9 protein-coding genes are annotated in these 13587 nt (G+C 54.4%); all 9 read left to right on the plus strand.

The window, feature by feature from the left end:
- The 9 genes from NOS26_RS09345 to ligA all read left to right on the plus strand — a co-directional run bounded on the left by NOS26_RS09345 (nt 1) and on the right by ligA (nt 13043).
- Nucleotides 1–423, plus strand: a complete 423-nt coding sequence (locus NOS26_RS09345; RefSeq protein WP_014016841.1) for a F0F1 ATP synthase subunit epsilon — start codon at nt 1–3, stop codon at nt 421–423.
- 401 nt (nt 424–824) lie between these two features.
- Nucleotides 825–1703, plus strand: a complete 879-nt coding sequence (gene glyQ / locus NOS26_RS09350) for a glycine--tRNA ligase subunit alpha (RefSeq protein WP_014016840.1) — start codon at nt 825–827, stop codon at nt 1701–1703.
- A gap of 1 nt (nt 1704) precedes the next feature.
- A complete protein-coding gene (glyS, locus tag NOS26_RS09355) occupies nt 1705–3753 on the plus strand; it encodes a glycine--tRNA ligase subunit beta (protein ID WP_014016839.1) in 2049 nt (682 codons plus the stop codon).
- 397 nt (nt 3754–4150) lie between these two features.
- Nucleotides 4151–4711 (plus strand): hypothetical protein, encoded by a 561-nt coding sequence (locus NOS26_RS09360; RefSeq protein WP_014016838.1) that lies wholly within the window; start codon nt 4151–4153, stop codon nt 4709–4711.
- Between the two features lie 148 nt (nt 4712–4859).
- Nucleotides 4860–5201: a 50S ribosomal protein L19 gene (rplS, locus tag NOS26_RS09365; RefSeq protein WP_014016837.1), complete on the plus strand. Its 342-nt coding sequence runs from the start codon at nt 4860–4862 to the stop codon at nt 5199–5201.
- A 426-nt stretch (nt 5202–5627) separates the two neighbouring features.
- Complete coding sequence (gene bioB, locus NOS26_RS09370) at nt 5628–6623, plus strand: biotin synthase BioB (protein WP_014016836.1); 996 nt, start codon at nt 5628–5630, stop codon at nt 6621–6623.
- 384 nt (nt 6624–7007) lie between these two features.
- Complete coding sequence (locus NOS26_RS09375; RefSeq protein ID WP_014016835.1) at nt 7008–8279, plus strand: manganese-dependent inorganic pyrophosphatase; 1272 nt, start codon at nt 7008–7010, stop codon at nt 8277–8279.
- Nucleotides 8280–8345: 66 nt separating this feature from the next.
- Entirely contained in the window at nt 8346–10547 is a 2202-nt protein-coding gene (gene pcrA, locus NOS26_RS09380) for a DNA helicase PcrA (RefSeq protein ID WP_014016834.1), read from the plus strand.
- A 504-nt stretch (nt 10548–11051) separates the two neighbouring features.
- Nucleotides 11052–13043, plus strand: a complete 1992-nt coding sequence (ligA, locus tag NOS26_RS09385; protein WP_014016833.1) for an NAD-dependent DNA ligase LigA — start codon at nt 11052–11054, stop codon at nt 13041–13043.
- The last annotated feature ends 544 nt before the right edge of the window (nt 13044–13587 follow it).

A 13587-nucleotide genomic window follows, 5' to 3' on the forward strand; every position in this document is an offset into this window, starting at 1 on the left:
ATGGCAGAAGCAGGAAAGACACTCCATCTGGAAGTCATTACACCCGATGCTGCCGTACTCCATGAAGACGTGGATTTCGTCCTCGTCCGCGCCCTGGACGGTGACCTGGGCATCATGCCCAACCATGCGCCGCTCATCGCGTCCCTGTCGATCTGGCCCTTGTGCTATGACAAAGGCGGAAAGCGCCAGTACGTCACCGTAGCGTCGGGCTTCCTGGAAGTCCATGACAATACGGTCACGGTCATCACGCCGGCTTCGGAAAAACCGGAGGACATCGACGTAGACCGTGCCAAATCGGCGGAAAAACGCGCCGAAGACCGCCTGGCTGCACACGCTGCCGACATCGACACGGCCCGCGCCGAAGCGGCCCTGCAAAGAGCCCTGCGCCGCCTGGATGTCGCCGAAAAATACGGCAAGCAATAAAGTCAGGTTTGATGTTGAAAGTTTGATGTTTGATGAAGAATGTTTTAAATTTAAAAGCCCTCACGTCAAACATCATACATCAAACCTAAAAAGGAGCTGTCTCTTAAGACGGCTCCTTTTTATTGACTTTTTCCTCTATCTCTGCTATGATAGGGGACGTACAAATACATAGGCGATGCAGGAGAGTAAGTACGTATCATCCTCAGCGAAGCAGGGACAGTGTGAGCCTGCTGCCGATGCGGAAGGCGCTCTGAAGGCCGCGGCCGGAAGTCTTTTGATGTGTATGGCCGGTGAATCAAGCGGGTCTTTCGACCAACCAGGGTGGAACCGCGGGTAAGTATACTCGTCCCTGTAACATGTCATGTGTTACAGGGACTTTTTTGTATTTAGGAGGGAACAAGATGAATTTTCAAGACATGATATTTGCATTGAAGAGCTTTTGGTCTTCTCAGGGCTGTATCATCTATGAACCGTATGATGTAGAAAAAGGGGCAGGGACCATGAACCCGGCTACGTTCCTGCGCACGCTCGGACCGGAACCGTGGCATGTCGCTTACGTCGAACCGTCGCGCCGCCCGGCTGACGGCCGTTATGGTGACAACCCGAACCGCCTGTACCAGCATCATCAGTTCCAGGTCATTTGCAAACCGTCGCCGGACAACATCCAGGAACTCTATTTGAAGAGTTTGGAAACACTGGGCATCAACCCGGCCGAACACGACATCCGCTTCGTCGAAGATAACTGGGAATCGCCGACCCTCGGCGCCTGGGGCCTGGGCTGGGAAGTCTGGCTCGACGGCATGGAAGTCACGCAGTTCACCTATTTCCAGCAGGTCGGCGGCATCGACGTCGCTCCGGTCTCGTCGGAAATCACATACGGCATGGAACGCCTGGCTATGTACATCCAGGGCGTCGAAAATGTCTATGACCTCAAATGGAATGAAGACGTCACCTACGGCGATATCTTCCATCAGAACGAAGTCGAACAGTCGACGTATGCTTTTGAATTGAGCAATGCCGACCTCTTGTTCCACCTCTTCGATGAATACGAAAAAGAAGCGATGCGGGTCATCAAAGCCGGCTTCGTCCTTCCGGCTTATGACTACGTATTGAAATGCTCGCACACGTTCAACCTCCTCGACGCCCGCGGCGCCATCAGCGTCAGCGAACGAGCTGCTTTCATCGGCCGCGTCCGCAACATGGCCCGGGCCTGCGCCAAAGCGTACTTGGAACAGCGTGAAAAATTAGGCTTCCCGATGCTTAACAAGGAGGAAAAATAAGATGAGCAAAGATTTGTTACTTGAAATCGGTACTGAAGAAATCCCGGCTCATTATATGCCGAGTATCCTGTCCCAGGTCAAGGACCTGGCCGGGAAATCCTTTGGCGAAGCCCATATCGCCTACGAATCGATCCGTACCCTCGGTACGCCGCGCCGCATCGCCCTCATCATGAAGGGCGTCGCTGAAAAACAGGCCGACGTATCGGCTAAACATAAAGGCCCGTCGGTCAAGATCGCTTACGACGCCGACGGCAATCCGACCAAAGCCGCCATGGGTTTTGCCCGGGGTCAGAAAATCGACGTCAAGGACCTCGTCGTCGAAGACGGCTATGTCTATGCCAACGTCACCAGTGTCGGCGCTGACACAGCCGGCCTCTTGCCGGACCTTATGAAGGGTATCGTCACGGGCCTCAATTTCCCCAAGAGCATGCACTGGGGCAGCCTGGACTTCCACTTCGTCCGTCCTATCCGCTGGTTCGTCGCACTCTTCGATAAAGACGTCATCCCCTTTGAACTGGCCAACGTCAAGTCGGGCAAGGTCAGCCGCGGCCACCGCTTCCTGGGCACGGGTGATTTCGAAATCGAAAGCCCGGCAGCTTACGAAGAAACGTGCAAAGAACACTTCCTCATCGTCGACCCGGAAGTCCGCAAACAGATGATCCTCGACGGCTTGCAGAAGCTGGCTGACGAAAAGGGCGGTACCATCATCATGGACGACGACCTCTTGGAAGAAGTCGTCTACCTCGTCGAATATCCGACAGCTCTCTGCGGCGAATTTGATGAAGATTACCTGAAACTGCCGGAAGCGGCCATCATCACGCCGATGAAGGACCACCAGCGTTATTTCCCTATGCGCGATAAAGACGGCAAGCTCATGAACCTCTTCCTGACCGTCCGCAACGGCAACGATTACCATCTGGAAACGGTCCAGCACGGCAACGAACGCGTCCTCCGCGCCCGCCTGGATGATGCCAAGTTCTTCTTTGAAGAAGATAAGAAACATCACCTCGTCGATTACACGGAAAAACTGAAGAAAATCGTCTTCCAGGATGGCCTGGGCACGCTTTACGACAAAGCCCAGCGCCTGGAAAAGATTACGGTCTTCCTCAATCATAAACTCGACCTCGGCCTGGACGATGCCAAATTACAGCGCGCTTCGCTCCTGGCGAAAGCCGACCTGGCTACGCAGATGGTCATGGAATTTACGGAACTCCAGGGCGTCATGGGCAAGGAATATGCCCTCATCGACGGCGAAGATAAAGGCGTTGCCGAAGCCATCAACGAACAGTACCAGCCGCGTTTTGCCGGTGACGTCCTGCCGCAGACCGACATGGGCAAGGTCTTGGGTATTGCCGATAAATTCGATACCATTACGGGCATGTTCAGCCGCGGCTTCATTCCGACCGGTTCTCAGGACCCCTTCGCCCTGCGCCGCCAGACCATCGGTATCCTCAACATCCTCATGGATGCCGGCTGGAACCTCAACTGCCATGAAGTCTTTGCCTTCGTCCTCAGCCTCCTCGGCGTAGAAGGGGAAGACGCAGCCAAAGTCATGGGCCAGCTCGACGATTACTTCACGCTGCGCCTGAAGAACATCTTCCAGGATAAAGGCATGGATTACCACATCATCGACTGCGTCCTGGCTTCGGATACGCTCAACGCTTACGAAGAAGCCCGCCGTGCCCAGGCCCTCATCGATGCCGACATCATGGGCAAGACCGACCTCTTGCAGGCCTTCACCCGCGTCAGCAACATGATCAAAGGCGCCGACAATACCGGCGTCAACCCGGACCTCTTCGAAACAGAAGAAGAAAAAGCCCTCTACAGCGCCTGCCAGGCTATGCAGGTCAACTTGCCGCAGAAATACGCTGTCTATGACTACGAAGGCGTAGCCGAAGTCCTTTCCGAAGGCATTGCGGCTATCAACGATTTCTTGGACAACGTCCTGGTCATGCACAAAGATGAAGCTGTCAAAGAAAACCGCCTCCATCTCCTGGCCTTGACGTACAGCCTCATCCAGCCCTTAGGCGACATCAAGAAATTGGCGTAATTTCGTGGTTAGTGGCTAGTGGTTCGTCTCGGACTCAGATGCCGCTGCGCGGCGACAAATTCAAATGAACAACGACGCTTCGGGATACCCTCAGCGCGTAGCGGGCCGCCTTCACAGGACGGCCCCTACGGATGTAGCGCTGCGCGGCGACAGACTCAGGTGGACAACATCGCCTCGAGTAACCCTCGGCTCGTAAAAAGCAAACTCTCAGTCAGCAGAGCTGGTCCAATGGGCCGGAGAGGTTGATTGTACCTTCGACGACCCGCCGCGAATCCTGTGATAAAGCGGAAATTCCATGGCCAAAAATGAAAAATATGATATAATAATAGGGAGTATTGCAGGAGCTGTCTTCACTCGACAGCTCCTTTTCCGCACCTACTATAAAGGAGTGATCATTATGAAATTCAAGAATCTCGTCATGTTGGCTGCTGCCCTTACCTGCATTGCCGGCTCGACAGTTATGGCTGAAGAAAAAGTGAGCATCAAGAGTGCCAGTGCCGACAGCTATGAAGTCGTCCAGGTCATGACGACAAAAGACAAGAAGTACTATCAGTATTATAACAGCGCCTATCAGTATGCCGTCGATATCCCCAGAGCGGCTACGACAGCTGACATGAATGCCGACGGCGACGGCTGCTATTTCCAGGACCCCAAAGACGATGCCGTCTACATGACCTATGCTGCCAAGAACACCATGGGCTTTACCATCGACGAACTCTACAACATGGCTTTGGGCATGAATGGTTCGCCGACCTTGACGACCAACATCAAGACCAAGAATAGCTATGCCATCGGCTGGACGGACGGCAAGAAATCCTATTACCACGAACTCTACATCAACGACAAGAACAAGACCTATACGGCCTTCTCCGTCACCTATCCGACCAGCAAGAAAGATAAGTACCAGGCCATCATCGCCCACATGTCCCGCAGTTTCATGCCGAACGTACAAATGTAATGGATAATATGGGGAAAACCCCTTTACAGGACAGTGTCTTTATGGTATAATTCCCTTGTTAATTTAGGCAGTCCTCTGTCCGGTAACACGATTGTCGTGAAAGGTGGCGGCAACGGGGGCACGAATGTCTTATAGGAGGAAAAAAGAAATGAACATTATCAGCGTACTTGAACAGGAACAGCTTCGTGACGATATCCCGGCATTCCGCCCTGGTGATACAGTCAAAGTTCACGTAAAGGTTGTCGAAGGCAATCGCGAACGTGTACAGGTTTTTGAAGGTGTCGTTATCGGCCGTCAGAACGGCGGTGTCCGCGAAACTTTCACTGTCCGCCGCGTTTCCTACGGTGTTGGTGTTGAACGTACTTTCTTAGTACATTCCCCGCGCCTCGCTAAAATCGAAGTCGTTCGCCACGGTATCGTCCGTCGTGCAAAATTGCACTACCTCCGTGGTCTTACAGGCAAAGCTGCCCGTATCCGCGAACGTCGGTAATTCATTGGCAAGAACACTTGAAAAAGAGGTTGACCTGCGAAGATGGCTTCGCGGGCCAGCCTCTTTTTTCATGGCTCCATCGTAGGGGCCGTCCCAAAGGGCGGCCCGCCGTGCCCAACCTCTCAGTCAGCTGCGCTGACAGCTCCCCTACAAAGGGAGCCAAAGCCTCTCCTCATAGGCCCTTTTTGGTCCGTCAGGTGCTGACCGCAGGGAAGTGCAAGACGGTTGCCAAAACGGAGAGCTGAGCTAGAGGTGGCCCGAAGGGCCGGAGAGGTTGGTCTTAAACAAATGGGCCATCCTGCGATTCAGGATATCGTGCACTCATATTGTTAACCATGATATAAATGAAATTGAGTTGACTGCAATCGATGCAGCGAGTATAATAATCCCATAGTTTACAAAAACAAAGCAAGGAGTGGGTTGACAATGAACACAATAGCTGCACTGACAGATAGCATTATAAAAGGATACCGCATCCAACGCGGTGATGATTTATCGATTTTCCTGGAAGCACCTTTAGAGGAGCTGCAGAAGGGGGCCGGTGCCTTACAGCGCCATTTTTGTGGCAACCATGTCGATTTCTGTACCATCATCAATGGCCGCAGCGGCCGTTGTGGGGAAGACTGCAAATACTGTGCTCAGGCGGCCTGCCATCATACGGGCTGTGACGAATACGGTTTCTTGCCGAAAGAAGAAATCATCGCCAACGCCAAGGCCAATCAGGATGCCGGCGCCAACCGCTTTGCCATCGTCACGTCCGGCCGGGCGCTGACCGGTGCTGATTTTGAAAAGGCCCTGGATGCATACCGCACGATGAAACAGATCCTGCACATCGACCTCTGTGCTTCTCACGGCCTGCTCACGCCGGAACAGCTGCACCGCCTCCATGAAACGGGCGTCACCAGTTACCATCACAACATCGAAACGTCGCGGCGTTTCTTCCCGCACATCTGTACGACCCACACTTATGACGACCGCATCCGCACCATCAAGGCCGCTCAGAAAGAAGGGCTCTGCGTCTGCTCTGGCGGCATCATCGGCATGGGGGAAACCTGGGAAGACCGCCTGGATATGGCCATCAGCCTGGCCGAACTGGGCATCCAATCCATTCCCATCAACGCCCTCATGCCTATTCCCGGCACGCCCTTGGAACATCGGATCCAACTCGACAGCCGCGACATCTTGCGTACGATTGCTTTCTTCCGCTTCATCAACCCGGAAGCCAACATCCGCCTGGCAGCAGGCCGCAAACTCCTGCCGGAAAACGGCGCTACGGCTCTCCTCAGCGGCGCGTCGGCTTCCATTACGGGCAACATGCTGACCACATCGGGTTCGACCATCGTCGAAGACATGGCCATGCTAAAGCGTCTGGGCCTCAGTAACCAGGACTTGGGCGAAAACAGCATGTGCGGACCGAGATGATCGTTGATCGTAGTTCGTTCGTCGTTCATCGCCTCGGACTCAGATGGCGCTGCGCGCCTTTCGACTCAAACTGATAATGCGTCCTCGGGTATCCCCTGCGGTGCATAGCGGGCGCCCCACGCGGTCGCCCCTACGATACGGGCGATGCTGCGTAATTATGTAACGATCGCTTTTGGGCGATTATAAAAAAATCCACAGCCGTATCCATGACGAACAGCACATGCTTTTCCGGCCTGCGGCGCCGCCAGGCGCCATTTCCCTCGACGAACGATGAACGACCTACGACGAACGATACGCCATCCCCCTAGCCACTCATTCTTGTCTATGGTATAATACAAAGGATAAATAAATACATTCAGATAAATTTTCAATGAGGTGATTATCGTGGCAAAACAGATTTTTGTTACCGGTCATAAGAGCCCGGACACGGACTCCATTTGTTCTTCTATTGCTTATGCAAAATTGAAACAGTTACAGGGCATCGACGCTACGCCGATCCGCGCAGGCGAACCGAATAAGGAAACGGCCTTTGCCCTTGATTATTTCCACGTCGCTCCCCAGCCGTTGGTCAAGGATTTCTACGTCAAAGTCAGCGAAGCCGTCCACACGGAAGTAGAAGCCCTTCCGGTCAGCGCTAGCCTGAAAGATGCTGCCAAATGGTTCGCATCCCATGAAAGCGACGTCGCTCCCGTTGCCGACAACGGTCAGTTCGTCGGCGTCATCGAAAAGAGCCAGCTTGCTGATGAATTCATCAAGACCGTTATGGGCGAAGAATTGAGCACCGTCAAAGGCCTGGCTCATGATCCGGAATTGTTCTTCAAACCGACCGACAACGGTCACGACATCCCGGCTGATGGCAAATATGCTGTCGTCGAAAATGGTAAATACGTCGGCATGATCTGTGCAGACTGCGTCGCTGCTGCTGAAAAACAGCCGGTCATCCTCGTCGACCACAACGAAAAGAAACAGATCATCGACGGCATCGACGAAGCATCCATCGTCGGCGTCATCGACCATCACCGCATCGGCGGCACCTTGGAAACGGCTGGCCCTATTTCCATCCTCTTCAAACCCGTCGGTTGCACGGCTACCATCGTCACGGGCTTGTATGAACAGGCTAAGATCGACATCCCGAAAGACATTGCCGGCCTGCTCTTGTCGGCTGTCATTTCCGATACGGTCCTCTTCCGTTCGCCGACCTGCACGCCGGCTGACCGCGAAGCTGCCGAAAAATTGGCTAACATCGCTGGCGTAGACATGGAAAAATACGGCATGGAAATGCTCAAAGCCGGTGCTAACGTCTCCGATTTGACGCCGGACCAGATTGTCCACAACGACATGAAAGAATTTTCCAGCGGCAATACGACCTTCACAGTGGCTCAGGTCCAGGTCATGGATACGACAGACCTCCTCGACCAGAAACAGGTCCTGCTCAACGCCTTGGAAAAATTGCGCGCTGAACACGATTACGCCGCTTCCTTCTTGATGATCACCAGCATCATCGACGAATCGACGAACCTCATCTTCGCCGGCAATATGGACGACGTCGTCAGCAGTGCCTTCGGCAAAGACGTCCTCGACAAGGAAGTCTACCTGCCCAAGGTCATGAGCCGTAAGAAACAGGTCATTCCGCCTATCCTTTCGGCAATGAAATAAGTGATGATTTTCAGAGGCCCCATCGACACGGTGTGGGCCTTTTTATCTGTAAAAGGGGAATAATGCATGAATCCTATTTTTGATACCCTCAACGACCGCCAGTGTGAAGCCGTCAAGCATACCGAAGGGCCGCTGCTGATTACGGCTGGCGCCGGTTCGGGCAAGACCAAGGTCCTGACCTGCCGCATTGCCCACCTCCTGGAACTGGGCGTCGCGCCGTACCGCATCCTGGCCATTACCTTCACCAATAAGGCTGCCAAGGAAATGAAGGAACGCGTGACCAACCTCGTCGGCGCCCAGGCGGACAGCATCTGGCTGAGCACGTTCCATTCGTTCTGTGCCAAGCTGCTGCGCTTTGAAGTCGACGGCTTCCACGGCTATACGCGGAATTTCACCATTTACGACTCGTCAGACCAGTTGGTCCTGGTCAAGGACTGCTTGAAAAAGCTCAACCTCGATGACAAGCAGTTCATGCCGCGGTCCGTCTTGGGGACCATTTCGTCGGCTAAGAACGTCCTCATGGACGCTAAGGCCTTTGCGGCGAAAGCCTCCGATTTCTACGAACAGAAAGTAGCCGACGTCTACGCCTTGTACCAAGAAAAGCTGCGGGAAAACAATGCTGTCGACTTCGACGACCTCTTGTTCCTGGCCGTGCGCCTTTTGCAGGAAAAGGAAGATGTTCGGGAAAAGTACCAGTCCCGTTTCCAATATATCTTGGTCGACGAATACCAGGATACGAACCATGCCCAATACGCCTTGACCAAGATCCTGGCTGCCCGCTGGCGCAACATCTGCGTTGTCGGCGATGCGGACCAGAGCATTTACGCCTGGCGCGGTGCCGATATCCGCAATATCATCGACTTTACCCGGGACTATCCCGATGCGGCATCGATTAAATTGGAACAGAACTACCGCTCGACAAAGACCATCCTCCACGCCGCCAATGCCGTCATCGACAACAACGAAAGCCGGCCCAAGAAGACATTGTGGACGGAAAACCCGGCAGGGAACAAGATTATCCATTACCAGGCCCAGACGGAACACGATGAAGCCGACTATATCGCCGGCGTCATCTATAACCGCCACGAAATCAGCCACGAACCGTATGGCGATATGGCCATCCTCTTTAGGACTAACGCCCAGTCCCGTGTCCTCGAAGAGAAACTCATGCGCTATGCCATTCCCTATACCATGGTCGGCGGCACCAAGTTCTACGACCGCAAGGAAATCAAAGACGTCCTGGCCTATTTGCGATTGCTCTACAACCCGGAAGACAGCTTGAGCCTGACGCGTATCATCAACGTGCCGAAACGGAACATCGGCGCCACGACGATGGAACACGTCGCAGCCTATGCGGAAGAACAGGGCATATCCTTGTTTGAAGCCTTGTCGTCGACGGACGAGATTCCCGTCACCAAACGAGCCCGGACGTCGTTGGAAAACTTCGCCGCCATGATTTTCGACCTCCTCAACGACATCGAAGGCAAAGATGTCTTGAGTCTCATCGAAACGGTCATCAAAGAGACGGGCTACGGTGATATGCTCGATAAAGAAGCGGAACATGACCCGCAAGGCGAAAGCCGCAAGGAAAATGTCGGCGAATTCCTGTCTGTCGCCAAAGATTACATGGACAGCAATCCCGACGGCAACCTCCAGGACTTTTTGGAAAACGTCGCCCTGGTCAGCGATGTCGATGATTTTGAAAGCAGTGATTCCAAAGTGACCCTCATGACTCTCCACGCCGCCAAGGGGTTGGAATTCCCTGTCGTCTTCCTGACCGGCCTCGACGAAGGCCTGTTCCCGCACAGCCGGACCCTGCTGGACCCGGCGCAAGTCGAAGAAGAACGGCGCCTGGCCTACGTCGGCATTACCCGGGCAGAACGGCAGCTCTACGTGACCAATGCCATTACGCGGACCATGTACGGCCGCATCTCGGCGTATATGCCCAGCCGCTTCTTGGCGGAAATTCCACCGCAGCTCATGGAAGACTACCATCGCAAGAGCGCCATGCCCCAGAGCCGGACGACGGCCGTGCCTGGGAAACAACGCGTCTCCATCTTGACCAAGCCCGTCGCGTCGAGCCTGCCGAAAAAACACGCCGTGACCGACACCTTTGCCAAAGGCGACAAAGTCCGCCACAAAATCTGGGGCATCGGTACTGTCCTCGACGTCATCGGTGAAGGCACGAACATGCAGATGAAAATCCAATTCCCAACAAAAGGCGTCCGCCAAGTCGTCGTAAAATACGCCCCCTTAGAGAAAATATAATAGGGGCCGCCTCGGAATCAGATGCCGCTGTGCGGCGGCAGACTCAAACTGACAACGACGCCTCGGGAAACCCTCAGCGCGTAGCGGGCCGCCTTCACAGGACGGCCCCTACGGATGCGGCGCTGCGCCGCGACAGACTCAAACTGACAACGACGCCTTGAGTAACCCTCAGCTCGTAAAAAGCAACCTCTCAGTCAGCAGAGCTGCCAGCTCCCCTACAAAGGGAGCCTAAGCCTCCCCTCATAGGCTCTTTTTGGCCCGTCAGGTGCTGACCATAGGGAAGCGCAGGACGGTTGCCAAAACAGAGAGCCGAGCTGGAGGTGGCCCAACGGGCCGGAGAGGTTGCTTGTGCTTTTGCAGGCCGCCTCGGGAAGCTCTCGGCTCGTAAAAATACCCCCAATCGGGGCCTTCGTAGGGGACGGCCAAAGGGCGTCCCGCCACAGATGTTGTGAGTATGTCTTTGCAGATAAGTGGAACTGATTTTCAGGAATAAAGGAGGAACCTATGGATACTGAAAAAGCGCGTCTCTTGGAGCTGCGCAAAAAAATAGATGAATTGAGTTATCAGTATTACACCCTCGACAAACCGACGGTGACTGATTATGAATACGATATGATGTACCGGGAACTGGAAAACATCGAAAAAGCCCATCCCGACTGGGTCACGCCCGATTCGCCGACACAGCGCGTAGGTTCTAAGATTTCCGGCGGCTTTGAAAAATACACTCACGACCGGCCCATGCTCAGCTTGGGCGACGTTTTCAGCGACGATGAATTACGGGAATTCGACCAGCGCGTCCGCAGCGATTTAGGCGGTGAATCCTTGGAATACGTCGTCGAACTGAAAATCGATGGCCTGGCAGTCAACCTCATTTACGAACAGGGGCAGTTCATCCGCGGCGTCACCCGCGGCGACGGCGTCGTCGGCGAAGACATTACCAACAACGTGCGCACCATCCGCACCATACCCTTACATATCGCCAGCGATTCGCCGCACATCGAAATCCGCGGCGAAGTCTACATGCCCATCACGTCATTTGAAGCCTTGAACCAGCAGCGCCGCGACGACGAACTGGAACCCTTTGCCAATCCCCGCAACGCCGCTGCCGGCTCCCTGCGCCAGCTCGACCCGCGCATTACAGCCCAGCGTAAACTGGCCTTCTTTGCCTATGCCTTGGGAGGCAACAGCGGCATTGAAATCAAGAGCCAAGAAGAATTGCTCCAGGACTTGGCGCAGTTCCATTTCCAAGTCAATCCGGAATACCGCAAGTTTACGGACATCGAAGACGTCATTACCTTCATCCACAGCTGGGACGACCGCCGCGACAGCCTGCCTTATGCGACAGACGGCATGGTCGTCAAGGTCAATTCCTTTGCCCAGCAGGCCCGCTTAGGGAACACCGTCAAAATTCCCCGCTGGGCTATTGCCTATAAATTCCCGCCTGAACAGGCCAAGACGAAAGTACTCGGCATTTCCGTCAGCCTCGGCCGGACAGGCGTCCTGACGCCGGCTGCCGATCTCGAACCAGTCCATCTGGCTGGGACGACGGTCAAGCGGGCGACGCTGCACAACGAAGATTACATCAAAGAAAAAGATATCCGCATCGGTGATACCGTCGTCATCCAGAAAGCCGGTGAAATTATCCCGGAAGTCGTCCGCTCCTTGCCGGAACGGCGTGACGGTTCGGAAACAGTCTTCACCATGCCGACGACCTGCCCGGCCTGCGGCAGTCCTGTCGTTCGCCGCGACGGGGAAGCGGCTTGGCGCTGCACTAACCCGGATTGCCCGGCAGTCATCGGTGAAAAAATCGCCCACTTCGTTTCCCGCGATGCCATGAACATCGACGGCCTGGGTGACGCCATCGTCCAGCAGCTCCTGGCTCAGGGGCTCATTCACGACGTAGCCGACATCTACGGCTTGACTAAAGAAGAACTAGTCGACCTCGAAGGCTTCGGCGAAAAATCAGCCGATAACCTGCTCAAAGCCATCGAAACGAGCAAGTCCGTCGGCCTGGCCCGGGTCCTCTTTGCCTTGGGCATCCGCTTCGTCGGAGCCAAAGCTGGCCGCGTCCTGGCCGAATCCTTCGGCTCTGTCGACGCCCTCATGAAAGCCAGCACGGAAGACCTGACGGCCATCGATGACATCGGCCCGCGCATTGCCGACAGCATCGTAGCTTATTTCCGCGATGCCAAGAACCAGGCTCTCATCGAAAAATTGCGCGCCCACGGCGTCGACATGACGGCGGAAAAGAAGACCCTCATCAACACGACCTTTGACGGCGAAATCGTCGTCCTCACAGGGAAATTACAGATGTTCAGCCGCAAAGAAGCCGAACAGGCCGTCGAAGCGCGAGGCGGTAAATGCACGTCCTCTGTCACCAAGAAGACCACCCTCGTCGTCGTCGGAACCGACCCGGGCAGCAAATACGAAAAAGCCAAGAAACTGGGCACACCCATCATCAGCGAAAACGAATTCAAAGAATGGCTGGAACGCTAAATAAGCAACCTCTCAGTCAGCAGAGCTGCCAGCTCCCCTACAAAGGGAGCCTTAAGCCTCCCCTGATAGGCCCTTTTTGGCCCGTCAGGGGCAGTTGTACGGATGCGGCGTCCCGCCGCGACAAACACAAACCAATAACGACGACTCGCGTAATCCTCAGCCGTATCGTAATGCCCCTTGCCGGAGGCTATCGTAGGGGACGGCCAAAGGGCGTCCCGCTCAGAATAGTGGCTACATTCGTAACAGACTAAGGGCGATGATTTTATGAATCAACATTTTCACCCGGAAAGTTGATGGTGTAAAATAATTGTGGGGAAACTTTAATGCATTAAAGAAAACATAATTACCTGTTGAATGAATAGCTGGGATTGGATAAGTCTACGCATATTGAGCCATTGTGCCGAGCTCGTTTAGTCACACGTTCTGCAGATGTCAGTTATCGTAAGTCCGTTGCGCTTACGCCTCCGGCCAGCTTGAGTGGGCAAAGTGTCTTACAGTCTATTCGTAAACTGGAAGCCTATGCGCGGAAACAATTCACGGCTCA

This window comes from Megasphaera sp. SC8-1 (genome assembly GCF_024436295.1).
Taxonomy (GTDB): domain Bacteria; phylum Bacillota; class Negativicutes; order Veillonellales; family Megasphaeraceae; genus Megasphaera; species Megasphaera elsdenii.

What these genes read in the sequence shown, in the direction of transcription:
- pcrA (WP_014016834.1), top strand. Translation starts at nt 8,346, where the DNA reads ATGAATCCTATTTTTGATACCCTCAACGACCGCCAGTGTGAAGCCGTC.
- ligA (WP_014016833.1), top strand. Translation starts at nt 11,052, where the DNA reads ATGGATACTGAAAAAGCGCGTCTCTTGGAGCTGCGCAAAAAAATAGAT.
- bioB (WP_014016836.1), top strand. Translation starts at nt 5,628, where the DNA reads ATGAACACAATAGCTGCACTGACAGATAGCATTATAAAAGGATACCGC.
- glyQ (WP_014016840.1), top strand. Translation starts at nt 825, where the DNA reads ATGAATTTTCAAGACATGATATTTGCATTGAAGAGCTTTTGGTCTTCT.
- NOS26_RS09360 (WP_014016838.1), top strand. Translation starts at nt 4,151, where the DNA reads ATGAAATTCAAGAATCTCGTCATGTTGGCTGCTGCCCTTACCTGCATT.
- rplS (WP_014016837.1), top strand. Translation starts at nt 4,860, where the DNA reads ATGAACATTATCAGCGTACTTGAACAGGAACAGCTTCGTGACGATATC.
- glyS (WP_014016839.1), top strand. Translation starts at nt 1,705, where the DNA reads ATGAGCAAAGATTTGTTACTTGAAATCGGTACTGAAGAAATCCCGGCT.
- NOS26_RS09345 (WP_014016841.1), top strand. Translation starts at nt 1, where the DNA reads ATGGCAGAAGCAGGAAAGACACTCCATCTGGAAGTCATTACACCCGAT.